This window comes from Sphingobium sp. YBL2 (assembly GCF_000943805.1).
GTDB lineage: Bacteria > Pseudomonadota > Alphaproteobacteria > Sphingomonadales > Sphingomonadaceae > Sphingobium > Sphingobium fuliginis.
This window is the reverse complement of the sequence record NZ_CP010954.1, coordinates 4052905-4078412: the sequence shown is the minus strand read 5'-3', so window position 1 is coordinate 4078412 and position 25508 is coordinate 4052905. Positions and strand designations below refer to the sequence as shown.

Here is a 25508-nt window from a genome sequence, read left to right as displayed (position 1 = left end):
GTGGATTCTTCGAGTGCCTAGCGCATTCATTAGCCATGGCAGGACCAATAGCAAAGCGCTCTATTGCTTCACCGCGTCGGCGAGCAGGCCGACCGACAATGCGTAGAAATTCGAACAATTATAGTCGAGGATCGCCCGGTAGTTGCTGGTGAGCAGATAAGCCGTCTTGCCCGGCCCATCGGGTTCCAGCAGCGTCGCCATCACCCGGTCGGCGGGCCAGCCGCCCCCGCTGGGCACGATCCCCATGCGCCGCCATTCGGCCATGCTGAGCCAGCGGCTGTGGCGGTTGAACACGCGCGGGCAGCGGGCGGGGCTGGTGCGGGCGGCAAGGCCGGAGCGGTCGAGGCCGGCGGGCACGGACACCGCAATGCCCCACGGCTGGCCGCGCCGCCATCCGGCATGGACGAAATAATTGGCGATGGAGGCGAGCGCATCGGCTTCGCTGTTCCAGATGTCGACCCGTCCGTCGCCGTCGCCGTCCTTGCCCAACCGCAAATAGACGCTGGGCAGGAACTGGGGATAACCGGTCGCGCCCGCCCAACTGCCCACCAGGCGGCTGCGCGGCACGCCATTGTCCAGCATCTTGAGCGTCGCCAGCAGTTCCGGTTCGAACAATGTCCGGCGGCGCCCCTCATAGGAAAGGGTCGCGAGTGAGCGGATCAGGTCGAAATCGCCGGTATAGGCGCCGTAATTTGTCTCATGGCCGTAAATGGCGACCATGACCTCCTCCGGCACGCCGGTCTCCGCCTCGATCCGGGCGAGCCGGGCGCGGTTGGCGAGATAGGCGGTGCGGCCCCGGCCGATGCGCGCCGCGTCGACATGCTGGCGGCGATATGGCTCGAAATTGGGAATGGGGGCGTAGGCGCCGCCGCCAGGCTGGTTCTGGTCGAGCTGAACCACGCGGGGATTGGGGGTCAGGCCCGGGAAAACGCTGTCCAGCGTCGTATCCCGGATGCCCATGGTCCGCGCCTTCGGGCGGAGCGATTCCAGATAGGCGCGAAAGGCGACATCCTCCTGCGCGTTGACGCTGTCCGCCGTCAGACCGCCCGCCATGACGGCGGCGAGCCCCAGCAACAGCGACATGATCGACGAACGCATTGAAGAATCTCCTTAAGCCCTTTTGTTGCACAGGGATGGCGTGGCGTGAATCCCCTTAATGGCGCACGGCGCCATTCGGGCGATGAAACCGCCTTCCCGCCATTTTTACGCTTGGCAAGGCCGCCGGGTTCGCTAGAGCGGGTTTCGATCTGACTGAATCGGATCGTTGCGCTGTTTTCCGCGATTTCCCGACCAGCGACCGGTTCGATCGGCTGGAAATCGCTCCCGGAAGCGTGGCGACGGACAGGTGGCCGAGTGGTTTAAGGCAGCGGTCTTGAAAACCGCCGTGGGTTCACGCTCACCGTGGGTTCGAATCCCACCCTGTCCGCCATCCAATTTGATCCCCGTTAAAGCGCGGCGGTTTTCTTCATGCTAGAAGCGGTCGACAATCATCGGAGGTGACGATGTCTGCCGATAGCGATGCGCGCTACATGTTCCGGCGCGCAAGAGAAGAAGCCGCGAAAGCCGATGCTGCCGAAAGGCGCCGCGCTTCGTCGCAGGAGGTTGCGGTCCATCGCGAACTTGCGCTGCGCTACAAGGTCAGGGCGCTTGCCATGTCCTGTCCCGATCAGGTCCTTCATGATGCGATGGAGCGGGAGCCCTGATCGGCTTCATGCTCATTATCCGTGGTCTATCGGCCATCAGGCTGCGGGAACTTTTGTCGTCGCAATGAATTGCAAATAAAAAAGCGCTCCCGGGCAAGGGAAAGCCGGGAGCGCGATTTGTTTGCTGTCGGGCATCCAAATCCTCCCCGGATTAGCAGGTGCAGATGTTCTTGGCAATCTACCCAAAGGTAGAGTGTCGCTTTCCGTAGCGTCAATTCGGTGAGCGGGGGCAGGCTGCCCTGGGGCAAAAAGCCCAATTGAAAATCCGCAGGATATGACGACATTTCTGCGACAGGCAGAATGGCATGACGATGAGCGACACGGACAGGATATCAACGATGCAACCGGCGGCGGAAATGGAAGGTCGCTGGAAGCGGCTTTCTCCAATGGAGACCGGCCCCTTCGGCCGTTGTCCCCGATGCGGCGAGGGACATATCTTCCGCGGCTTCCTTACGGTGCGCGATCATTGCGAGATTTGCGGGCTGAATTATGATTTTGCCGATCCGGCGGACGGGCCGGCCGTATTCGTGCAGCTATTCGCCTGCGTTCCGGGCGTGGTCTTCATCATCATGCTGGAGATTTTGGCGCGGCCGGGCCTTTGGGTGCATCTGGCCGTCGGCGTCCCGGTGCTGATCCTGACGACAGTGCTTCCGTTGCGACCGATCAAGGGTTGGCTGATCGCCGCGCAATATGTGAACAAGGCGCAGGAAGCGGGTACAGCCCAATTATGGGCGAAACTGCATGGGGACGGGGCCGGCGATTAGGCTGTATCGGCATTCAGCCATATCGCGCGATTGCCCCAGCGTTATTCCCTTCGTCCTGCTGAAGCCGGTTCAGCATGCCCATTGTTGAAACGACGGGCTTGTTCCGGAGCGCGCTGCGTCAAATCGGGCGCCGGTCGCGCCGCTCCGGGCTTCCTGTTGTCGCATTCTTCCAAGCAGAAAGCCGCCATTTGCCGCCCGCCATGGGCTGAATGCCCACACAGCCTAGCTGAGCGCGCCGTGGCAATGCTTGTATTTCTGGCCCGAGCCGCAGGGGCATGGCGCATTGCGGCTGATGTCCAGATTGGCGAACTCCCCGCCCTGTCCGCCTACCGGCGGACGCGGCAGGGTGGTCGTGATTCCGCTGATCTGCCCGCCGTCGATGTCGCCGCTATTATCCTCGCCCGAAAAGGGGTCGATATGGGTGGTGATGAAGTCGGGCAGCACCGGCAGGTCGAATTCCGGCAGCGGCTCCTCCATGCGGAACTGGACGCGCGCGATGGAGCCGGTCACATCCTCGCGGATATTGCCCAGCATGCGTTCGAACAGGGCAAAGGCTTCCTGCTTATATTCGTTGATCGGAGTCTTTTGCGCATAAGCGCGCAGATGGACGACCTGGCGGAGCGCGTCGAGGGTCGACAGATGCTCCTTCCAGTGATGGTCGAGGCTCTGGAGCAGGATCGACTTCTCGATCATGTGCCAGTTTTCTGGATCGAGTTCCTTGACCTTGTCGGCCACTGCCTCGTCGGCCAGGGCCCTCAGCCGTTCCTCGATCATTTCCGGATCGACATGGTCCTCAGCCAGCCAGCCGTCGAAATCGGGTTCCAGGTTCAGCACTTCGGCCGTGCGGGCCTTCAGCCGCTCCATGTCCCACTGTTCGGGGTAGGTGCCCGGCGGGCAGGACGCGCCGACCAGATCGTTGACCGTCTCATGCCGCATGTCGGTGACGACATCGTCCACCGTCTCCGCGTCCATGATGTCGCTGCGCTGCTCGTAAATGACCTTGCGCTGGTCGTTCATGACGTCGTCATATTCGACGACCTGCTTGCGGATGTCGTAGTTGCGCGCCTCGACCTTCTTCTGCGCGGTCTCGATCGCCTTGCTGAGCCATTTCGAGGGCGGCAGCGCCTCCCCATCCTCCAGGTTGGAGCGGATCATCTTCGCGAACATCGTGTCTGGGCCGAAGATGCGCATCAGGTCGTCGTCGAGGCTCAGATAAAAGCGCGACAGGCCGGGGTCGCCCTGACGGCCTGAGCGGCCGCGAAGCTGATTGTCGATGCGGCGGCTTTCATGGCGTTCCGTACCCAGCACGAACAGGCCGCCGGCGGCGAGCACTTCCTGCTTCTCCGCCTCGATCTCAGCGTCGATGCGGGCGATGGCGGCTTCGCGTTCCGGGCCTTCCGGCATGTCCCGCAGCTCGTCCTCGACGCGGAATTCCAGGTTGCCGCCCAGCTTGATGTCGGTGCCGCGCCCCGCCATGTTGGTGGCGATGGTGACGGCGCCCTTGCGGCCCGCCTGCGCCACGATATGCGCTTCGCTCTCATGGAAGCGGGCATTGAGGACGGCGTGCTTCACCCCCTCCTGCGTCAGGAATTCGGACAGCATTTCCGACTTTTCGATCGACACGGTGCCGACGAGGACCGGCTGGCCCTGCTCCGCATGGACCTTGATGGTCTTGGCGATGCCGCGGAACTTGTCCTCCAGATTCTTGTAGAAGCTGTCTTCCTCATCGACACGCTGCACCGGCCGGTTGGTCGGGATGGTGACGACGTTCATCTTGTAGATTTCGTAGAATTCGGTCGCTTCGGTCGCGGCCGTGCCCGTCATGCCGCCCAGCTTGGGGTACATGCGGAAATAATTCTGGAAGGTGATGGAGGCGAGCGTCTGGTTCTCCGGCTCGATATTCACGCCTTCCTTGGCTTCCACCGCCTGGTGCAGGCCGTCCGACCAGCGGCGGCCGTCCATCATGCGGCCGGTGAATTCATCGATGATGATGACCTTGCCGTCCTTGACGATGTAATCGATGTCGCGGCGGAACATGACGTTCGCGCGCAGCGCCTGGTTGACGTGATGGACGACGGCGGTGTTCTCGAAATCATAGAGGTTGGCGCCTTGCAGCAGCCCGGCCTCCTCCAGCATGCGCTCGATCTTCTCGGTGCCGTCCTCCGTCAGGGTGACGGTGCGCTGCTTCTCGTCCTTCTCATAGTCGCTGTCGTCCAGCCGCTTCACGATGGCGTCGACGGCGACATAGAGTTCCGACTTGTCGTCGGTGGGGCCGGAGATGATCAGCGGCGTGCGCGCTTCGTCGATCAGGATCGAGTCCACCTCGTCGACGATGGCGAAGTTGAACGGCCGCTGCACCATCGATGCGCGGTCATATTTCATGTTGTCGCGCAGATAGTCGAAGCCGAGTTCGTTGTTCGTCGCATAGGTGATGTCGGCGTTATAGGCCTCGCGCCGCTGGTCTTCCGACAGGTTCGGCACGATGACGCCCGTGGTAAGGCCCAGGAAGCGATAGACCTGCCCCATCCATTCGCAGTCGCGGCTGGCCAGATAGTCGTTCACCGTGACGACGTGGACGCCCTTGCCCTCCAGCGCGTTCAGATAGGTGGCGAGCGTCGCGACCAGCGTCTTGCCCTCACCCGTGCGCATTTCCGCGATCTCGCCGCGATGAAGCACGATGCCGCCCACCATCTGCACGTCATAATGGCGCTGGCCCAGCGTCCGCCTGGCGGCCTCGCGCACCGTGGCGAAAGCTTCGGGCAGCAGGTCGTCCAGCGTCTCGCCCTGCGCCAGCCGTTCCCGGAACCGCAGGGTCTGCGCCGTCAGTTCCTCGTCCGTCATGGCCGAGATGGTGGGTTCGAAAGAGGCGATCTGTTCGACGGTCTTGCCCAGCGACTTCACGTAGCGGTCGTTGGAGGAGCCGAAAATAGACTTGGCGAGTGCGCCGAACATGCAAGTTCCTGACAAAAGGGGACGCGCACGCCTTTGGGGCGATGCACGCGGACATGCGCGGCGATTTAGGGCGCGCACGGGCGTTAGTCAATCAGAGCGGGTATGTCGCGAGGGCGTAATAATGAGCGATCAAGCGGATTTTTCCGTGCCGGACATGGGCGGAAGCAGGATATGGGCGGATCGCGGCGTCCAGTGACGGCGCCGGTGCCGAAGCCTGAGGAATGAGAGCGATTTGACGATGATCCCTAGCCCTGCCCGCGTGGAACCGCGCGGCGCGACCTTGCCTGTGGCGGCGACGGCCGCGGCTTTACTGTGGTTCGGGATCACGGCGCTTGCGACGCCGTTCGATCATGACGAGAGCCAATATATAGCAGGCGCATGGTTCAGCTCGCACCTGCTGATCTATCGCGACTTCCTGTACCTGCAACCGCCGCTTCATGCCTGGCTGTTCGCGCCCCTGGCCCTCGGTTTCCCGGGCAGGATGCTGGTCGCCATGCGGCTTGCCACGGCAGCCTGCGCCCTGATCACGCTGCTGCTGCTCCATTTCGCGCAACGGCGCGCGGGCATATCGCGCGCCAGCGCGGCCCTTGCGACTGCCTTCATCGCCGCGACCGCCGCCTTTCAATTCACCGCGAGCGTGACCCGCAACGACATGCTGCCCACCATGCTGGCCACATTGGCGATGCTTCTTTCGGTGATTGCGCTGCAAGCCGGTGGGCGACGCCATTGGTTCGGAGCGGGGCTGTTCTTCGGGCTGGCCGTCGCCGCCAAGCTCAATTTCATCCCATTGGGGGCGGCGATCGGCGGCTTTGCATTGCTGGCCCGTCCGCGCCATGCCGCCTGGCTGGCCCTTGGCGCGCTGGCGGGGCTTGCGCTCATGCTCGTCGCCTGCGCCCTTGCGCCGGCCGCCTTTTTCTATGGAGTCGTCACCTTTGCGGCAAGCGGCCCCTTTGCCTGGTATGCAGCCAATGGCGCGGGCGACGAACTGTCATGGGGCGAGAAGTTCGGGGATCTCGCCAAATATCTTTGGCGGGGGCCGGCGCTGCTCAGCCTGGCAGCCATCATCGCCCATGGATGGGCAAGTCGCGGCCGGGCCGGTCCGCCCGAAAGGCGCCTTGCCTGTTGGATGATCGGCGGCGGACTGATCGGGGCCGCGCTGCCGACGCCGTCCCAGCTTCAATATGTGATGCCGTTGCTGCCGCCGCTGGGCCTGGCGCTCGGCTTCATGCTGGACGACGCACGGGCCTGGCCCCGTCGCGCCCGTCCGGTCCTGATCGCATCGCTCTGCCTGTCCGCCGTGCCGGGGCTGCTGCCGGCGACCCGCCATGTCATCGCCATGGCGGGTCATGGATCGCCGATATTGGCGGCGAGCGACCATGCGCGCTGGGCCGGCGCGCAGGTGCGCAGGCTGACCGGCGACGACGAGATCGTCACCCTTTCGCCCCAGCAACTGGTCGACAGCGGGCTCAACATCGACCGGCGGTTCGCGCCGGGCCCCTTCGTGTACCGGACGGGATGGACGATGGAGGGCGCGGAAGCCCGGCGCATCCATGCCATGATACCGGCGACCCTGGCCGATCTGGACCGCGATCCGCCCGAGGCGATCCTGGTCGGATATGAAATGGGGACTCGCAAACTGCCGCTGCGGCCCGACGACAGCCTGATCGCCTATGCGAAGCGGCGCGCCTACCGGATGCTGGCCATGCCGGACGGCGTCGGAAAGCTCTATATCCGCCCATCTCGCCGTTGACGGGCGGGCATATTGCGCTAAGCGACGGGCATGACTGAACGCTCCCCCCTCGCCCCCGCCGCTTTCCCCGACCTTCCGCCCGTTGCAGGCGTCACGGCTCGCGTATCGCGCGCGCGATACAAGAATTGGGATCGCTGCGACCTCACCTATGTGGAACTGAGCGAAGGCACGGCGGTCGCGGGCGTCACGACGCAGAGCAAATGCCCTTCCCCGGAAGTCGAATGGTGCCGGGACGCCATTCCGCTCGGTTCCGCACGGGCTCTGGTGGTGAATGCCGGCAATGCCAATGCCTTCACCGGGCACCGGGGCCGCGCGGCGGTGGAGGCGATTGCCGCCAAGGTCGCGAACCATCTGGACTGCCAGCCGTCGGACGTCTTCATCTCCTCCACAGGGGTGATCGGCGTTCCGCTGCCGGTGGACAAGGCAGAGGCGGGGCTGGAAGCCGCCTTTGCCGCCGCGCCCTGCGGCTGGGAGGATGCGGCGACCACCATCGGCACGACCGACACCTATGCCAAGGGCGCCCGCGCCTCCGCCATGATCGGCGGCACGCGGGTCGAGCTTGTCGGGATCATCAAGGGGTCCGGCATGATCGCGCCGGACATGGCGACGATGCTGGGCTATATCTTCACCGACGCGGCCATCGATCCCAAGCTGTTGCAGCAGATGCTGTCCGCCGCCAACCGGACGAGCTTTTCCTGCATCACCGTCGACAGCGACACCTCCACCAGCGATACGGTGCTGGCCTTCGCCACCGGCAAGGCGGGCAATGCGCCGCTCGCCTCCATGGAGGATGCCGGGGCGGACGCCTTCGCGGCGGCCTTGGACGATCTCTGCCGCCAGCTTGCGCATCTGGTGGTGCGCGACGGGGAAGGCGCGACGAAATTCGTCGAGATCGCCGTCGAGGGCGCGGAAAGCGACGCCAGCGCGCATCGCATCGCCCTTTCCATCGCCAACTCGCCGCTGGTGAAGACCGCCATTGCGGGCGAGGACGCCAATTGGGGCCGCGTGGTCATGGCGATCGGCAAGGCGGGAGAGCCTGCGGATCGCGACAGGCTTTCCATCCGTTTCGGCGCGACCCAGGTGGCGTCGGGCGGTCTGGCGGTCGAGGGCTATGACGAGGCGCCGGTGGCCGCGCATCTCAAGGGGCAGGACATAGCGATCGGCGTCGATCTGGGGCTGGGCGACGGCCGGGCGACGGTTTGGACCTGCGACCTGACCCATGGCTATATTTCGATCAACGCGGATTATCGCAGTTGAGAAAAGGACGGCCCTGATGCCGACGGAATTGCATGAACCGGTCGTAGCGCTGATGCGCCAGGTGGGGCGGGACGTTGTCATGCCGCGCTACCGCAACCTCGCCAGTCATGAGATCAGCGAGAAGGCGGCCGACGATTTCGTCACCATCGCGGACAGGGAAAGCGAAATCCGGCTGGCGGAAGGATTGGCGGCGATCCTGCCGGAAGCCGGCATCATCGGGGAGGAAGCCTGCGCCGCCGACCCCGCCATATTGGACCGTGCCGGCGAAGGGCTGAACTGGATCATCGACCCGATCGACGGGACCGGGAATTTCGCCGCCGGAAGGCCGCCCTTCGGCATCATGGTCGCGCTGGCGGACGCAGGAACGATCCTGGCCGGGTGGATATTGGACCCACTGACCGGACGCCTGTGCCACGCCATATTGGGCGCCGGCAGCCATATCGACGGGGAGCAGGTCTATGCGCGGGAGAGCGGCGAACCGCTGCCGATCGCGGCGCTTGCCGTCTATTTCATGACGGAGGAGGAGCGCGCCGACGTCAGACGCCGGTCGGAGGCCATTTTCCGGCTGGTGGATATTCCCCGCTGCGCCGCCGAGCAATATCCGCGCCTGGTGCTGGGACAGAATGACCTGTCGGTCTTTGCCCGCACCCTGCCCTGGGATCATGCGGCGGGAACGCTGTTCGTGAACGAAGCGGGCGGCCTGTGCCAGCGGCTGGACGGATCGCCTTATGTCGTGGGCGATTTGCGGCGCGGGCTGCTGGGGGCTTCATCCCCGCGCCTCTGGGATCTGGCGGCGGACCGGTTGTTCCGCTGAAGAAGGGAAGGATGGGCATGCTGACGATCTGGGGACGCCTGAACTCGCATAATGTGAAGAAGGTCGCCTGGTTCGCCGGTGAAATCGGCCTGCCCTATGTCCGGCACGATGTCGGCGGCCAGTTCGGGATGAGCGACGCCTATGTCGCGATGAACCCCAACCGGCTGGTCCCGACGATCCAGGACGGCGACATGGTGCTGTGGGAATCCAATGCGATCCTGCGCTATCTGGCGGCACGCCATGCCCCGGAAGGCATGTGGCCCACCGATCCGGCGATACGGGCCCAGGGCGACAAATGGATGGACTGGCAGTTCAGCTTTGCCGATGCGCAGCGAGGCGCCTTCCTGAACCTCGTCCGCAGGAAAGTGGAAGATCGCGACATGGAGGCAGTGGCTGAGTCGGCGCGGCAATCGGGAGAGGCGATGCTGATCCTCGACCGCGCCCTGGCTGGGCAGCGCTGGCTGTCGGGCGAAAGCTTCGGCGTCGCGGACGTGCCGATGGGCGTCTATGCGCACAGCTTCTTCACGCTGGACATGGAACGGCCGGACGTGCCCCATGTGCGGGACTGGTATGACAGGCTGCGCGAAAGACCCGCCTATGCCGGGACGGTCATGATCCCGCTGACTTGAGGCAAAATGCCCCTGCCTTTGCAGGGGCACCTTGCGGGAAGGCTATCAAAGAACGCTTTCGATCCAGCCCTTGAGCGCGCTCTTGGGCGCGGCGCCGACCTTGGTGGCGGCGGCTTCACCATTTTTGAAGAGGATCATCGTCGGAATGCCGCGCACGCCATAGCGGCCGGGCGCATCGGGATTCTCATCGATATTGATCTTCGCGATGGTGACCTTGTCAGCCAGCTCGTCCGAAATCTCTTCCAGCGCGGGGCCGATCATCTTGCACGGACCGCACCATTCCGCCCAGAAATCGACGAGCACGGGCTTGTCCGCGTTGATGACGTCCTGCTGGAAGCTGAGGTCGGTGACTGCCTTGGTAGCCATTTTGGGTATCTCCTTCGGTTGCCGGATATTTAGGATGGCGACGCATCCGCCTCAACGGTCGGAAGCGGCAAATTCTCCTGCGCGGGCGGAAAGCCGGGCTTGTGCCGCTCCAACAGTTCCGGCGGCAGGGTGATCAGCCTCGGCGCGGATGTGTAGAGCAGGCCGGCCTCTATCCTGCGGCCCGGAAAGATCACCTGGAGCGCGGCTGCATAGGCGGCCATCTGCCGCACATGGGCCAATGGCACCTCCTCCACCACCAGCGGCGATATGCGGCCGGTCTTGAAATCAACCAGTTGCACCACATCGTCACCGATGCGCAGCCGGTCGACCGTGCCGGCGATCACCGCCTCGCCCACCACGGCGGCGATGGGCGCTTCGGCCAGCGCATCGGGGCCGAACAGCGGGGCAAATCGCGGGTCTTCGATCACTCGCAATGCCTGTTCCATGACGTCATGCCGCCGCGCCGGATCGCCAAGGCCCTGTTGCGCCAGCCAGTTGTCGGCGCGGGAGCGGCGGGCATCCGGCGGCACATCGGCCAGCCTTTCGAACAGCCGGTGCAGCCAGCGCCCGCGTTCGGCCGCGTCCCGCATCGCGGGGGTCGGCGGCGGATAGGGCACATCGTCCTCCACCGCAGCGGAGGGCGCCAGAGGACGCGGAGGGCGCGCCTCGGCAGGGGCGCGGCGGCGGAGCCAATCCGGTTCGTCATGCGCCGTCCGGTTTTCCGCAACAGCCGTCTCCAGGGGTCTGGCGGGCAGGATTTCGCTTCCGCGCCAGCTCCGCCGCGCGCCCCAGAGCGGATCGGCCTCCCATTCCGCGTCCAGCGAAATGAGCGCCGCTTCAACGGCGGCATACCAGCTTTCGGGCTTGACCTCGCCCCTGGCGCGGGGACCGAGCGAGCCGGCGACGACCAGCCTTTCCTCCGCCCGGGTGAGGGCGACATAGAGCAGGCGCCAATGTTCGGCGCGCTCGACGGCGCTGGCCTCCTCGGCCACCTGGCCGATTGCCCCCTGCCTCTCCCCCTTGCGCGGCGCGATGATCGGCAAGCCGTTCCACTCCAGCGAATCGGCGCGATTGCCTGCGTCCGGATCGAGGCATGCGTCGGCCAGGATGACGATGGGCGCCTGCAGTCCCTTCGCCCCGTGCACCGTCAGCAGGCGGAGCGAGTCGCCCTGCGCGGCGGCATCGCGCACGATCTCCACCTCGCCCCTGTCGAACCAGTCGATGAAGCGCTGGAGCGAGGGATGATCGTCATTCTCGAAGGCGAGCGCGGCGTTCAGCAATTCCTCTATCGGATCGGCCGCTTCCGACCCCAGACGCTCGATCAGGCGGCGGCGGCCATCCATCGGGCCGGACAATATCGCCTCCAGATAACGATAGGGGGTGGTGAAGTCCGCCTGCGCCAGCAACTGCCGCAAGGGGTGCAGCAGTGCGTCGTCCAACGTCGCTGTCAGATGCTGCCACAACCCCAAGCGGCGGCCGATGAGGCGGGTCATCAGTTCATCCTGCGTCCAGCCGATCAGCGGCGACACCAGCAGCGCTGCCAGGTTCAGGTCATCCTCCGGCTGCACGGCGAAACGCAGTGCCGCGAGCAGGTCGCGCACGGCGAGCGGCGCGTTCAGGCGCAGGCGGTCGATGCCCGCCACAGCCACCTTCTCCTCATAGAGGCGCGCGACGATCAGCCGCGCCAGTTCGGACCGGCGGCGGACCAGGATCATGATGTCGCCCGCCGTCACGGGGCGGCCCCGGCTCTCCAGCATCAGCCCGTCATCGATCCACTGCCTGATCTGGCGCGCGATGCTCTGGGCCAGCACCCGCTCCTGATCGGCGGCCCAATCCTCCTCCCCCTCCGCATCGTCGGACAGGCCGGCGATGACGGGTTTCCAGAGCAGCACTTCTCCCGGAAAGCGGTTGGCGCTGATGTGCCGGACTTCGCCCGGCTCCAGGCCGAAGCGTTCGGCACGCAGGGTCGCTATGGTGCGGTCGACCACATCCAGCACGGCCGGCGTCGAGCGGAAGCTGTGCTGAAGCGAGAGGTCGTGGAATATATGGCTTGCGTCCTCCGCATGGCGTTGGAAGACGATCTGCGCGGCGCGGAAGGCTTCGGGGCTCGTCCCCTGAAATCCGAAGATCGCCTGCTTGAAGTCGCCCACCGTGAAGATGGTGCGCACCCTGTCGCCCTTGGCGCCCTCGCCCGCGAAGAACTCCGCCGCCAGCGCGCCGACGATCTGCCATTGGCTGACATTGGTATCCTGCGCCTCGTCCACCAATATATGGTCGATTTGCTGGTCGAGCTTGTAGCGAATCCAGTCGGCAATGCCCGGCTGGGACAGAAGTTGCGCCGTATTGGCGATCAGGTCGTCGAAATCCACGGCTCCTGCAAGGCGCTTGGCTTCCGCATAGGCCCGCGCATAGACGCGGCCGGCATGCAAAGCCCTGGCGAGCAGGGCGGCATAGGCTGCGCGGGTCCGAAGGCCCAGCAGCCCGGAACAGCATTCGTGCATCCGCGCAATCGCATCGCCATAGCCGTCCACCGAAGGCGCCCAGCCCCGGGCGGTCGAGATCGGCTCGCCGTCCGCCTTTGCCCAGACCGCGTGGAGATCGGCCAGCGCAGCGGCCCGCCCCGCTGGATCGAGAGCCCGCCAGCGCGCGATCCTGTCGCAGCGTTCCAGCGCCCGTCCAGTGCCCCAGTCCGCATTGGCCTGCGCGATCCAGATGAGCGTGCGCATATCGAACAGCTCGTCCGCGCATCGTTCGGCAATATGCGCGTCGATGTCGCCTTCTGGCAGGTCCAGTTCCCGCAGCAGCCAGGGCGCGATGTCCTCCGGCAAGGCGTCCAGCGCGTCCAGCCGGGCCGCGCAGCGCAGCAGGAAATTCTCGGCCCCGCCCTCCCCCAGGCGCAGGCTCAGCGCCTGCAACGCCTCCATCAGGGCCTCGTCCCCCTGCTCCTGCGCGACCACCACCATGTCGGCCAGCGTCTGCCGCGCCAGCGTCGCCTGCTCGCGCTGGTCGAGCGGACGGAAACCGGGGGGCAGGCCGGCCTCCAAAGGGAAGGCCGTCAGCAACTGCTGGCAGAAGCCGTGGATCGTCTGGATGCGCAGCCCGCCGCCGGTTGATTCCAGCACCTCGGCAAAAAGGCGGCGGGCGCGGTCGCGGGCTTCCGGTCCGGACTCCTCGCCCAGCGCATCCAGATCGTGGAAAAGGTCGGCCTCGTCCATCAGCACCCAGGCGGCGAGTCGATCGTGCACGCGATCCGCCATTTCCGCCGCACCCGCCTTGGTGAAGGTGAGGCAGAGGATATTTTCCGGCTGCACCCCCTGAAGCAGCAGGCGGAAGACGCGGGCGGTCAGCACATGGGTCTTGCCCGTGCCCGCCGATGCGGACAGCCACACATGCGCATCGGGCGCGGCGGCCTGCGCCTGCGCGCCCGCCAGCGGTTGCAGAGCGTTGTGCTTTCTAGCCATCGTCCCGGCCATACCATTCCTCCAGCCGCATGAGCTGGTCATAATCGCCATAATTGGCGACTTCCGGGTTCACCTGCGCATCGAAGGGCGCCGATCCGTTGAGCCAGGCGGCGGCGATTTCCTCGAACTGCGCATGAACCTGGGAGGTGAAGTCGGCGGTGACGATCTTATCCCGCTTGCCCAGCGGGTCGACGGGGCTTTCGCGATAGCCGAATGCGTCGCCCTTCTTCGCGAGCGACCAATATTCGAAACTGCCCGCCACGGGTGCGGAATCGGTGCCGGGGAAGCCGCCATGCTCCGCGATCAGGCCCAGCAGGCCGAGTTGCAGCGCATAGCCCGCCTTCACCTGCCGCGCGCTGGGCGGCTTGCCGGTCTTGTAGTCGACTATGCCCAGCCTCCCGTCCGGCAGCAGGTCGATGCGGTCGGCCTTCCCGGTCAGCGTCACCCCGGCAATCTCCGCCCGGCCTTCCGTTTCCACCGAAAGGATCTTCCGCCCGGCGGCAAGATCGCTCGCCACCTCCGCCGCGATCCATCGTATCGCTTCGATAAGGCGCGGTTGCCAGAGCGCCTTGAGCAAGGGATGGACGTCCGGCCGGTCGAACATCGCCCGCGCACGCGCTTCCAGATCGGCCAGATCGCCGTCGCCCTCCTCCGCCCATCGCTGGAGGATCTCATGCACGGCCGTGCCGCGCCAGGCGGGTCCGGCATCGGCGTCCACCGGCTCGAGCCGCGCCAGTCGCAGGATGCGCTTGGCATAGAAGGCGTAGGGATCGGCCTTCAGCCGGTCGACGTCAGTGACCGGAATGACCTTCGGACGCACTGACGAAGGCGGCGCCGGCGCGGGGCGTCGGGCGGGCCTGTGCTCCTCCGCATGGTCGATCGCCTGCGCCAGAGCGGCATAGCGGTCGGCGCTCTTCCATTGCGGCCCCGCCATAGCCTTCAGCCGCAGCCAGAAGCGGGAGGCGACCGCCGGACCGCCAGCCCCGCGCCGGGCGCGCGTGATCAGCACCTGCGGCGCGCCAAGGGCGCTGGCGAAATCATGGGCGGCAAGGCCGATGCGGCTTTCCAGGCCGGGCAGCCCGATCTCCCGCCGAATGCGCGGGGCGAGCCATGGATCGGGCGCGGGCAGGCCCGGCCATGTGCCCTCGTTGAGGCCGCCCAATATCATGAGGTCGGTCTGCACCAGCCGGGCTTCGATCAGGCCGAGAATGCTGATCCGGGGGTGGCCGCCCTGCGGCGGGCGAACCGAAAGGCCGCCCAGAAGATGGTCGAACAGGGCAGGCAGCGCGCGTATGTCGGCCTGACGCGGCCCTTCGCTCGCCGCCTCCTCCATCTCCGCGAAAAGGTCTGCGGCGGCATGACCCTGATGCCCGGCCCAGACCGCATCATGGGAGAGACGGCCGGCATGTTCCCGGATGGCCGCCAACTGCCCGGCAAGGTCCGGCGCAGCCATGAAGGCCTGCTCCAGCGGTTCCAGCAGCGCGCGGGCTTCGCCCCACCACTGCCGCGTGCGGGCGCGCAAGGCGCTTTGCCGGTCTTCGCCCTCCCGTTCGGCCAGCAACAGGTCGATCCCATGGATGCCCGCCCGCGGCCTTGGTCCGCGCAGCAACAGGTCGAGCCCGCGCACGCCCTCCAGCCAGGCAAGCCGCCCTTCCCCCCGCATGACGAGCGGATGCTTGAGCAGGGTCAGCAGCGCGACGGGGGCAAAGCGCTCCGCCAGCGCCTCGGCCATGGCGATCAGCAGCGTTCCGGGCGGCAGGCGCGACAGCGGCTGACCCGCCGAATCGTCCGCCTCCATGCCCCAGCGGCGCAGGTGCGCGGACACGCGGGTCGCCAATTGCCGGTCAGGCGTCACCAGCGCGGCGGTGCGGCCCGGCGTCTCGACCGCTTCGCGCAGGGCGATGGCGATCGCCTGCGCCTCTTCGCCCGGCGTCGCGACTTCCAGCGCCTCCACCCCGGCGAGCGAACGGTCTGCGGTCCTGAGGTCGCGCCAGCGGCTCGTCAGGCGCGGCGGCAGCATGGCGTTGGAGATGTTGCGCCCCCGGACGGCGCGGGCGTCATGCTCGCTGCCCCAGCGCCAGAGCGCCACATCGTCGCGCGTGACGCTCATCCGGTCGAGCAGGCGTTTCAGGGCATATTGGGGATGGGTCTCATGCCCCGCAGGTGCGCGGCCGGTCAGAGGGTCGGCATCGAAGGGGCCGATGGCATCCCAGGCATCGCCGTCCATCTCCTGATCCAGACCGGCAAAGACCACCGCCCCCTGCGGCAGCATCGCGATCCGCCGGAGCAGCATGGCCACTGCCGGCGCCGTGGTGGACATGCCCGCCGCGATGACGAAACCCTCCGGCGGCGCCTTGGTCCAGCGCGCCGTCATGCGGTCCAGCAGGCGATTGCGGCGGTCCGCGAGGTCGATGCACCCCAGCCGCGCCAGCTCCTGCGGCCATTGCGCCAGCAACAGGCCGAACAGCCTTAGCGAGGTCTGCCAATGCTGCGACAGATCGTCCGACAGGCTGAGTTCCGCCAGCGCGCGCATGGGAACGCGCTCCACCTGCATCTGGTCGAGGACCGCGCCCAGCGCCTGGGCGAGCTTCAACGCCTGGCCCGCATCGACGGGGTGCGCCGATGCCTGTTGCACCATGCGCGCCAGGATCATCTGGCGGCGCATCGGCGCGATGGCGGGCGCTATGGGGTCATCCTCCCCCAACGGATCGAGCGCGCCGCCCACCTGTTCGCCCAGATCGGGATCGCCCAGCGCGACGAGGCGCGGCAACAGCAGGCCACCGCCCGACTTGCGGACGAAGGCATCGCTGACCGACCGGATGGCGCGGTTGTTGGGCAGCAGGATCATGCCCTGCGCCAGCCGCATCGGATCATCGCCATGCCGGGCGAGGATGCCCGTTACCAGCGCGTCGGAAAAGGCGCGGTGCGCGGGTATGTTGAACAGCGCCGGGCGGGTGCGTTCACCCATGGGCCAACATCGACTCCACGACCGGAATGGCCTGCGGCGTGCCGACATCGAACCAAAGCCCCTGATGCGAGACGCCGTAGAGACGACCCGTTTCTATCGCCCGGTTCCAGAAGACATTGGTGGAAAAGACATCCGACGGCGGATCGACCAGCAGCGCGGGCGACATGATCTGGACGCCGGTGAAGACGAACGGCGCGACATGGGCGGTCTTGCGCCGTGTCAGCCGTCCGTTCGCGTCCATGTGAAAATCGCCCGGCCCCCGGTGGCAATGGGCGCGTGCGAGCGGCACCAGCAGCAGCAGCGCGTCCATCCGGTCCGGGTTCCAGATCCTGCGCATCATCCCCAGCGTTTCCTGCGGGCCATCGATCCACAGATTGTCGCTATTGGCGCAGAAGAAGGGCGCGTCGCCCAACTGCTCCCTGGCGTGGATCAGCCCGCCGCCCGTTTCCAGCAGCTTCCTGCGTTCGTCCGAAATCGCGATCTGCATGCCTTCATTATGCGCGGCCAGATGCGCCTCGACCGTATCCGCCAGATAGTGGACATTGACGACCACCTTCCGGATGCCGCCAGCCGCCAGCCGGTCCAGCGCATGGTCCATCAGCGGCTTGCCGGCCACCTTGACCAGCGGCTTGGGGCGGGTGGCCGTCAACGGCCGCATGCGCTTGCCCAGTCCAGCCGCCATCAGCATCGCGGTGTCGATCATGCCGGGGCGTAATCCTCTAGCGCGTGGTGCCGCTTCCCGGCAGGGATATTGGCCGCGAACCATGCCGCCACGGGCCCCAGCGCCGGGTGGGCGAGGTCGCGTTCCAGCAAGTCCCACATGCGGGGCAGATAGGAGAGGTAACGCGGCTTTCCGTCGCGCTTCCACAGGCGGGTGAAGATGCCGATGATCTTCGCGTTGCGCTGCGCGCCCAGCACGGCATAGGCGGCGTCGAAGTCAGCCGGGGGATGGGCGATGGCGCGATAATGGTCGAGCATCGCCGCCTCCAGCGCGGGCGGCACGTCCCGGCGCGCATCCTGCAGCAGCGAGACGAGGTCATAGGCCGGATGCCCCGCCAGCGCATCCTGGAAGTCGAGCAGGCCCAGGCCATGCGACGCCGCCCGGTCGATCAGCATGATATTTTCCGCATGATAATCGCGCAGCACCGTGACGACCGGGCTGGACGACCGCTCGACCATCGGCAGCACGGCGTCCCATGCCGCGACATAGCCCGCCTCATCCACCGGCAGGCCAATGGCGGGACAATACCATTCGGTCAGCAATCCCGCTTCCCGCTGATAGACGGCGCGGTCATAGGGCGGCACGTCGGCCGCCGGCAGGCGATGCAGCGCCGCCAGCAGGTCCACGGCGCGGCGATAGACATCCCGTTCGGCTTCGGGCTGCTCCTCGACATGCTCCTTGACGCGCAGATCGCCGAAATCCTCGATCAGGACCAGCCCTTCCTCCAGGTCGCGCGCCAATATCCGGGGCGCGGCAAAGCCATTCTCCGTCAGATGCTCAGCAATGGCGATAAAGGGCCTCGGGTCCTCATGCGGCGGGGGCGCGTCCATCAGCACGGCGCGGCGAGGCCCGTCGATCACCCGGAAATAACGCCGGAAGGATGCATCGCCGGCGAGCGGCACGATGGCGGCCTGCCCCCACCCCGCCTGCGCGAGAAAGGCGGGAGCGGCGGCGGGCGGGATCATATCTGTGACCATCGCTCCGTCCAAGCGTCCGGCACGTCCGCTGTCAAGCGCCGAGCGCCGTCGGGTTCCATCGCGATGTGGAAGCGCAGGGCATCGGGCCATGCGCCCTCGCCCATCCGGTCGGGCCATTCGACGATCAGCAGGCTGTCCGTCAGATAGTCGTCGAGCGCCAGTTCCCCAGCCTCTTCAGGCCCGTCGAGCCGGTAGAGATCGACATGGGCGACGGGCAGCTTCACATCGGGAATGTCATAGGGCTGGACGATGGCGAAGCTGGGGCTTGGCGCTTCCTCCTCAAGCCCCAGTCCTTCCAATATCCCACGGGCAAGCGTCGTCTTGCCCGCGCCCAGCCCGCCTTCCAGCGCAATGACGTCGCCGATGCGGGCCAGCGCGGCCAGCCGATGCCCGAATGCCAGCATGTCGGCCTCCCCGGCCAGCACGATCTCATCCTCAGCCACGGGGCAGCTCGATCACGACCATGGTCCCCTGCCCCGGCTCCGACACCAGTTCCAGCGTCCCGCCATGCGCCTGCGCCAATTGTCTGGCGAGTGGCAGGCCGATGCCTGCCTTGCTGCCGTTGCGCGCCTGCTCGGTCCGGGAAGACGCGTCGAAGATCGTCGCCTGTCGCCTGGCGCTGATGCCCGGGCCATTGTCCGATACGACGAGGCGGGCGAAGTCGCTCGTCCCATCGCCGTGCAGCAGCACCCGGCCGCCCCGGTTGCAATAGCGCACGGCATTTTCCAGCAGATGATCCAGCGCCTGACCGATCCGCCGCTTGTCGCCCTGCACCGTGCCAAGGCTCGATTGGAGCGACATGGCAAGGTCGATCCCCTTGCCCGTCGCGTCCGCCTTGATCCGCGCCACGGCGTCCCGCGCTTCCGCCGCCAGATCGACATCTGCCTTTTCGATGGGCAGCATCCCCGCCTCGCCCTGCGTCAGGTCCAGCACATTGTCGATCAGCATGGAAAGGCGGTTGGTGCTTTGCAGGATGCCGTCGACATATTCCCGGGCGGAAGTGCTCAGTTCGCCCGCATAGCCCGCGCTCATCATCTCCGCGAAACCGGCGATGGTGGTGAGCGGCGTGCGCAGTTCGTAGCTCATATTGGTGACGAAGGCGGTCTTCACCTTGTCGGCCTGCTCCAGCGCGTCGTTGCGGTCGCGCAGCACCTGTTCCACGCGGCGGCTGTCAGTGACGTCGAGCATGGTGAACAGCGCATTGCCGTCGGGCAGCGGGATCGCCGCGAATTCGAAGATGCGTCCGTCCGCAAAGCCGACATGGCCGACGCGCTGCTTGCGCTCCACCGTGGCGGCGCGCACCAGTTCGCGGACGAGGTTCGCCTGCTGCGGCTTGGCGAGGCGCGACTGGACGGCGCGCATCAGTTCGTCGATCCGGGGATGCCTGGCCAGCAAATCCTCCGGCACGTCCCAGATCGACCGGAAACGGCTGTTCCAAAGGTGCAGGCGTCCGTCCGAGGAAAAGACGCCGATCGATTCGAACAGATTGTCGAAGGTCGCGGTACGGACGCGGAGCAGGGTGTCGCGGGCGCTGGACAACTGGACCTGCTCCGTCCGGTCCTCGAAGATCAGCAGCAACCCGCCGTCGGGCAGCGGCTGCGCATAGACGCGCAAATGGGTGCCGTCGGCCAGCAGCCAATTTTCCTCCCGCGGGTCGGGCGAGAGGAACCAGTCGCGCCGTTCCGCGCGCCACGCCGGAAAATCCCTGTTCTCGGGCAATCTGCGTGCTTCACGCATCTGGTCCAGAACCCGCTCGAACGGCGGATTGTCGGCCAGCCGCTCCTGATCCAGCCCGAACAGGCTCATGAAGGGCTGGTTCCAGAAGCGCAGCGCCCGGTCCGACCCGAAACGCGCCACGCCGGCGGACAGGCGATCCAGCAGGTCGCGCTGCGCCGCCTCCAGCCGCCGATGTTCGACGCGCGCCTGTTCCAGCTCATTCTGGTCCATGGCGAAACCGGCGACGCCTGCCCCGCCGAGGGGAACATCGACCACGCGCATGGTCCGCCTCTCGCCGTCGATGGTCGCGGGAACCATGCGCTCCACCGGCGCGCCGTCGGCAAGGGTCTGCGCGGCGGCCGCCTGCGGCGTCAATCCGCCGACCGTCTCGACCAGTTCGGTGCCGTTGGCGATGACCTCTCGAGCGTTCTCTCCGTCCACAGCACGGACATAGGCCGTGTTGACCAGGCTGAGCCGCATGTCCGCCGTGCGGTGCCACATGGGAAAGGGCGCCGCTTCCACCAGGCCTGCCAGCGCTTCCAGCGCTTCCCGAAGCTGTTCCACCCTGCCCTTCAGGGTCTGGATTTCCGACTGGCTGTCGGTCGCGTCGAATATCCAGAGGACAACGCCGCCGCTTTCGGCCAGCACCGGCCCTGCGGGCGCGCCGCGAACCAGCAGCAGGCGAGACGAATCGACGCCCCGCACCGGCAGCGCGAAGCTGCGCCCCGCGCGCTGGGCCGCCTCGATCTCCCGAGCCAGCGCGGCGGCATCATCGGGTTCCAGGCCGCCGTCGGGCGCGGTCAGTTCGGACACGAAAGTCGGCACCCGATCCTTGCCCAGCCATTTGGCGAGGCGGTCTGCCGCCTCCAGCCGCCCGTCGGGATGAATGACGATGGGCGCGGCCGGCGCGGAGGCGAGCAGGACCGACAGCCGGTCGAGCTTTCCCTGCGCCTGCATGCCTTCGCGGCGCCGGCGCTGGCCGCTCGACAGCGCCCAGACCGCCGCACCGAGCCAGAGGGCCAGGACGACGCCCAGTATCACGGCAGCAAGAGGGGTCAACGCCATTAAACCTGCTTCGCCCTCATCGCCGAATGTCTGCCCCCGTCCTTGGTTCTGAGGGGACTAACCCAAGTCAGATGCAGGGTGAAGCACCGAGATGGAAAGAATCATGCTTTGCGGTGAAATCATTGTCGGGGAACATCGCGGAAGGGATCGCGGCGGTGTCGGAAGATCGCCCACATGGGTGAGCAGGCGCCAACAAGGCGCTTTACACCAAAAAAAAGGCCGATCCCGAAGGACCGGCCTGAAAGTTTTAGGAGAGGATGCCTGAAAGGCCCCTCCTATGTGCAGTGCAGCACGTCATTTTGCAAGTGCGAAAAACATGCCCATCGTTGCAATGATTGCAATCCCTTGGGCATTTTCGCGCTGCATCGCCGGGCTCAGCGCGTCAGCTTCTTGTAGGCAAGCCGCGTCGGACGATCCGCCGCATCGCCCAGACGGCGCCGCTTGTCCTCCTCATACATTTCGAAATTGCCCTCGAACCATTCGACATGACTGTCGCCTTCGAACGCCAGAATGTGAGTCGCCAGACGGTCGAGGAAGAAGCGGTCGTGGCTGATGACCACCGCGCATCCCGCGAAATTCTCGATCGCCTCTTCCAGCGCCGCCAACGTTTCGACGTCGAGGTCGTTGGTCGGTTCGTCGAGCAGCAGCACGTTGCCGCCCTTCTTCAGCATCTTGGCGATGTGCACGCGGTTGCGCTCACCGCCGGACAGCTTGCCGACATTTTTCTGCTGGTCCTGCCCCTTGAAGTTGAAGGCGCCCACATAGGCGCGCGTCGACATGTCGTGGCCGTTGACCTTCACATAATCGTGGCCGTCGGAAACCTCTTCCCACACATTCTTCGACGGGTCGAGATGGTCGCGGCTCTGGTCGACATAGCCGAGGCGGACCGTCGAACCGATGTCGATCTCACCCGAATCAGGCTGCTCCTGCCCGGTGATGATCTTGAAAAGGGTCGACTTGCCCGCGCCGTTCGGCCCGATCACGCCGACGATGCCGCCCGGCGGCAGCATGAATGAGAGATTCTCGAACAGCAGCTTGTCGCCATAGGCCTTTGAGATATTCTTCGCCTCGATCACCTTGCCGCCCAGACGCTCGGGCACCTGGATGACGATCTGCGCCTTGCCGGGGGTACGGTTCTCCTGGCTGGCGACCAGTTCCTCGAACTTCTTGATGCGCGCCTTGGACTTGGTCTGGCGGCCCTTCGTGCCGGCCCTGATCCATTCCAGCTCGTCGTTGATCGCCTTCTGACGCCCGGTCGCCTCGCGGTCTTCCTGCTCCAGACGCTTGGACTTCTTCTCCAGATAGGTGGAGTAGTTGCCCTCGTAGGGGAAATATTTCCCGCGATCGAGTTCGAGAATCCAGCCCACCACATTGTCGAGGAAGTAGCGGTCGTGGGTGATCATCAGCACCGCGCCCGCATATTCCTTCAGGTGGTTTTCCAGCCATTCGACGCTCTCGGCATCCAGATGGTTGGTCGGTTCGTCTAGCAGCAGGATGTCCGGCTTCTGGATCAGCAGGCGGGTGAGCGCGATGCGGCGCTTCTCACCGCCCGACAGGCTGTCGACCGGCCAGTCCGAAGGCGGGCAGCGCAGCGCTTCCATCGCGATCTCAAGCTGGTTGTCGAGCGTCCAGCCGTCCACGGCGTCAATCTGCTCCTGCAACGTGCCCATTTCCTCCATCAGCGCGTCGAAATCGACGTCCTCCGGCGGATCGGCCATGATCATGCTGATCTCGTTGAAGCGGTCCAGCTTGTCCGCGATCTCCCGCGCGCCGTCCTTGACGTTTTCCAAGACCGTCTTGTTCGGGTCGAGCTGAGGCTCCTGCGGCAGGTAGCCGACCGAGATATTCTCGCCCGGCCATGCCTCGCCGCTGAAATCCGTGTCGATGCCGGCCATGATCTTCATCAGGGTCGACTTGCCCGCGCCGTTGGGGCCGACGATGCCGATCTTCGCGCCGCGATAGAATTGCAGGTTGATCTGGTTGAGCACCGGCTTGGCGGCGCCGGGAAAGCTCTTGGTCATGCTCTTCATGACGAAGGCGTATTGGGAGGAGGCGGACATGGCTTGAAGCAGCTCCGAAAGGACAATCGTTGGAAATTGGCGCCGGGTTAGCGGAGGCGGAACGCGTTGGCAAATGGGGGATGTCCCGCTAAGCCTTGATCCATGCAGAAAATCCGATCGGGCACGCTTGCCGCCCTTTTCCTCGGCAGCATATCCACCCCTGTCCTTCCTCTTGCCGCGGCGCCGGCCGGGCTGGAGGCGATTCGCGCGTCGGCCCTGACGGACGAGGTCGCGATGGACTTCACCGAAGGCCTGACCACCGAGGTCGGACCCCGCCCCGCCGGCACCCCACAGGAAGCACGGGCCCGCGATTGGGCCGTGGCGAAGCTCAAGGGCCTTGGCTTCTCCAACGTCCGGGCCGAACCCTACACCATGCCCGTATGGCTGCGTGGCCATGACGAGGCCCGCGTGATCGCCCCCTTCCCGCAGACCCTGGTTCTCGCCGCCCTCGGCAACAGCGCCTCCACCCCAGACAAAGGGATCGAGGGAGAGGTCGTCTATTTCCCCACGCTGGCCGATCTGGAGGCCGCGCCCGAAGGCAGCCTGAAGGGCAGGATCGCCTTTGTCAGCCATGCCATGCACGCGACGCAGGACGGCAGTTCCTATGGCTATTTCGGCGCGACCCGCCGCCAGGGTCCCAGCATCGCCTCTAAAAAGGGCGCCATAGCCATCCTGATCCGCTCGATCGGCACCGACAATCATCGCCAGCCCCATACAGGCGTTCAGATGTGGGCGGATGGCGTGAAACCCATTCCCGCCGCCGCGCTCAGCGTGCCCGATGCCGAACAGCTTGTCCGGATTGTCTCCCGCGGGCAGCCGGTGCGGCTTCACCTCACGCTCAGTTCGAAGATGCTGAAGGACCAGCCCTCGGGCAATGTCCTGGCCGAAATCCCCGGCAGCGATCCCAAGGCGGGCGTGGTCGTCGCCGCATGCCATCTCGATAGCTGGGATCAGGGCACGGGGGCGATAGACGATGGCGCAGGCTGCGGCATCGTGGCCGCTGCGGCGCTTCAGGCGGCCAAGGCCGGGCCGCTCCGCCGCACCATCCGCGTGCTGATGGCCGGTGCGGAGGAAGTGGGCGGCAATGGCGGCCGCGCCTATTACGACGCCCATGGCAAGGAAGCACATGCCATGGCGATGGAATCGGACTTCGGGGCAGATCGCGTCTGGCGGGCGGATTTCAAGCTGCCGCAAGGCCATGATGCGCTTGCCCGCCGGGTCGTGGCCGGGCTGGCGCCGCTCGGCATCGGGGCCAGCCGATTGCCCGCGGGCGGAGGTTCCGACATCGAACCGCTGGTGAAGGCCGGCGTTCCGGTGATCGATCTCCAGCAGGACGGCACCCGGTATTTCGACATTCATCACACGCCGGACGACACGCTGGACAAGATCGATCCCACGCAGCTTCGCCAGAATGTCGCCGCCTGGGCAGTTGCACTTTTCGAAATCGCAAATGCGCCGGAATCGCTAGGCGTTAACTGAACTTTTATTGTAGACAACACCCTGTCGCGTGATTCTGTCGCTTCACCGACGCAGAAAAGCATTGATTTGTGCAGCGCACACGTTAATGCGGGTCGCTCGCGTAAGTCACGATTTTGGTGTGACGACGCGGCAAAATGCTATGGGAGCCGTACACAATGAAGAAGATCGCTGTTGTTTTCGCTTCGGCCGGCCTGATGGCCCTCGCCGCTTGCGGTGAGAAGCCGGCCAACGAGACCGCGAACGCTTCGAACGCTGTTGTTGAGAACGTTGTCGAAAACGCCACCAACGCTGCCGACAACGCCGCGAACGCTGCCGACAACGCCGCCAACGCTGCGAACGTCGCCGGCAACGCCGCGAACGCCGAATAATCTTCGCTCCAGCGAGATTTTCGAAAGGGCGGATCGTCTTGGTACGATCCGCCCTTTTTCTATGCGGGCGGGATTGGGGCCAAAAGCGCGATTGACGTGCGGCCTGCTTCGCCGCTAAGGCCCGCGAGCGCCGGGGAGTAGCGCAGTCTGGTAGCGCGCCTGCTTTGGGAGCAGGATGTCGCAGGTTCGAATCCTGTCTCCCCGACCATTACCCTGGATACCGGGCTCTTCCGGCAGGCTGAGCGACGGCCTGTTCAGCGGAACAGCAGCCACAGGATAATGATGATGGGAATGGGCACGCCCAGCAACCACAGCAAAATGCCCTTGCCCATCCTGTCGATCCTCCATCGCCTGCTATTGCTTTCGCAGGCTCAACGAGCAGGGAAGCCAGGAGGTTCCGCCGATGCCGCGCCCTTGCCCATGCGGCCCGGAGCAGCCCGGCAGCGGGCGGTGGCAAC

The 25508-nt window shown here is 65.8% G+C and carries 18 protein-coding genes and 2 tRNA genes; 10 read left to right on the top strand and 10 right to left on the bottom strand.

The features are described from left to right. Positions 1-60: 60 nt before the first annotated feature. Positions 61-1098, bottom strand: coding sequence for a lytic murein transglycosylase (locus tag TZ53_RS18770; protein WP_044662321.1), 1038 nt, complete (start codon positions 1096-1098; stop codon positions 61-63). A gap of 241 nt (positions 1099-1339) precedes the next feature. Between TZ53_RS18770 and TZ53_RS18765 the strand changes: the two genes are divergently transcribed. The 3 genes from TZ53_RS18765 (at position 1340) to TZ53_RS18755 (ending at position 2467) form a co-directional block, all read left to right on the top strand. Further along, positions 1340-1429 (top strand) — tRNA-Ser (locus tag TZ53_RS18765). Positions 1430-1502: 73 nt separating this feature from the next. Next, a complete protein-coding gene (locus TZ53_RS18760; protein ID WP_044662320.1) occupies positions 1503-1703 on the top strand; it encodes a hypothetical protein in 201 nt (66 codons plus the stop codon). 311 nt (positions 1704-2014) lie between these two features. After that, a complete protein-coding gene (locus tag TZ53_RS18755) occupies positions 2015-2467 on the top strand; it encodes a DUF983 domain-containing protein (protein ID WP_443216140.1) in 453 nt (150 codons plus the stop codon). A gap of 222 nt (positions 2468-2689) precedes the next feature. On the opposite strand, the gene secA is transcribed toward TZ53_RS18755, so the two are convergent. After that, on the bottom strand, positions 2690-5419 hold the full coding sequence (secA, locus tag TZ53_RS18750) for a preprotein translocase subunit SecA (RefSeq protein WP_044662318.1): 2730 nt from the start codon (positions 5417-5419) through the stop codon (positions 2690-2692). 238 nt (positions 5420-5657) lie between these two features. Here secA and TZ53_RS18745 point away from each other — a divergent pair, with 238 nt between their 5' ends. Genes TZ53_RS18745 through TZ53_RS18730 form a run of 4 tightly spaced genes read left to right on the top strand, consistent with a single transcriptional unit; the run spans position 5658 to position 9869 of the window. Next, positions 5658-7169, top strand: coding sequence for an ArnT family glycosyltransferase (locus tag TZ53_RS18745; protein ID WP_044662317.1), 1512 nt, complete (start codon positions 5658-5660; stop codon positions 7167-7169). A gap of 30 nt (positions 7170-7199) precedes the next feature. Beyond that, positions 7200-8426: a bifunctional glutamate N-acetyltransferase/amino-acid acetyltransferase ArgJ gene (gene argJ, locus TZ53_RS18740; protein ID WP_044662316.1), complete on the top strand. Its 1227-nt coding sequence runs from the start codon at positions 7200-7202 to the stop codon at positions 8424-8426. A 16-nt stretch (positions 8427-8442) separates the two neighbouring features. Then, positions 8443-9240, top strand: coding sequence for an inositol monophosphatase family protein (locus TZ53_RS18735; protein ID WP_044662315.1), 798 nt, complete (start codon positions 8443-8445; stop codon positions 9238-9240). A gap of 17 nt (positions 9241-9257) precedes the next feature. Continuing rightward, positions 9258-9869, top strand: coding sequence for a glutathione S-transferase family protein (locus TZ53_RS18730; RefSeq protein WP_044662314.1), 612 nt, complete (start codon positions 9258-9260; stop codon positions 9867-9869). 45 nt (positions 9870-9914) lie between these two features. Here TZ53_RS18730 and trxA read toward each other — a convergent pair whose 3' ends face one another. The 8 genes from trxA to ettA all read right to left on the bottom strand — a co-directional run bounded on the left by trxA (position 9915) and on the right by ettA (position 23203). Then, on the bottom strand, positions 9915-10235 hold the full coding sequence (trxA, locus tag TZ53_RS18725; RefSeq protein WP_044662313.1) for a thioredoxin TrxA: 321 nt from the start codon (positions 10233-10235) through the stop codon (positions 9915-9917). Between the two features lie 29 nt (positions 10236-10264). Continuing rightward, positions 10265-13708, bottom strand: coding sequence for a double-strand break repair helicase AddA (gene addA, locus TZ53_RS18720; protein ID WP_044662312.1), 3444 nt, complete (start codon positions 13706-13708; stop codon positions 10265-10267). Further along, positions 13689-16664: a double-strand break repair protein AddB gene (gene addB, locus TZ53_RS18715; protein WP_044662311.1), complete on the bottom strand. Its 2976-nt coding sequence runs from the start codon at positions 16662-16664 to the stop codon at positions 13689-13691. Before addB ends, addA begins: the two co-directional genes overlap by 20 nt. Further along, entirely contained in the window at positions 16657-17367 is a 711-nt protein-coding gene (locus TZ53_RS18710) for a nucleotidyltransferase family protein (protein ID WP_025548951.1), read from the bottom strand. The genes addB and TZ53_RS18710 overlap by 8 nt, the downstream gene beginning before the upstream one ends. Beyond that, positions 17364-18350, bottom strand: coding sequence for an aminoglycoside phosphotransferase family protein (locus TZ53_RS18705; RefSeq protein WP_044662310.1), 987 nt, complete (start codon positions 18348-18350; stop codon positions 17364-17366). Before TZ53_RS18705 ends, TZ53_RS18710 begins: the two co-directional genes overlap by 4 nt. After that, positions 18347-18805: a tRNA (adenosine(37)-N6)-threonylcarbamoyltransferase complex ATPase subunit type 1 TsaE gene (gene tsaE, locus TZ53_RS18700; protein ID WP_044662309.1), complete on the bottom strand. Its 459-nt coding sequence runs from the start codon at positions 18803-18805 to the stop codon at positions 18347-18349. The genes TZ53_RS18705 and tsaE overlap by 4 nt, the downstream gene beginning before the upstream one ends. Beyond that, complete coding sequence (locus TZ53_RS18695) at positions 18798-21143, bottom strand: sensor histidine kinase (protein ID WP_044662308.1); 2346 nt, start codon at positions 21141-21143, stop codon at positions 18798-18800. The genes tsaE and TZ53_RS18695 overlap by 8 nt, the downstream gene beginning before the upstream one ends. Before the next feature lie 374 nt (positions 21144-21517). After that, a complete protein-coding gene (ettA, locus tag TZ53_RS18690) occupies positions 21518-23203 on the bottom strand; it encodes an energy-dependent translational throttle protein EttA (RefSeq protein ID WP_044662307.1) in 1686 nt (561 codons plus the stop codon). Between the two features lie 102 nt (positions 23204-23305). On the opposite strand from ettA, the gene TZ53_RS18685 reads away from it, so the two are divergent. The 3 genes from TZ53_RS18685 (at position 23306) to TZ53_RS18675 (ending at position 25258) form a co-directional block, all read left to right on the top strand. After that, entirely contained in the window at positions 23306-24682 is a 1377-nt protein-coding gene (locus TZ53_RS18685; protein WP_044662306.1) for a M28 family peptidase, read from the top strand. Positions 24683-24837: 155 nt separating this feature from the next. Beyond that, positions 24838-25050 carry a hypothetical protein gene (locus tag TZ53_RS18680; RefSeq protein WP_007689093.1) on the top strand — a complete coding sequence of 71 codons (213 nt, stop codon included), beginning with the start codon at positions 24838-24840 and terminating at the stop codon, positions 25048-25050. 131 nt (positions 25051-25181) lie between these two features. Continuing rightward, positions 25182-25258, top strand: a tRNA-Pro gene (locus tag TZ53_RS18675). The last annotated feature ends 250 nt before the right edge of the window (positions 25259-25508 follow it).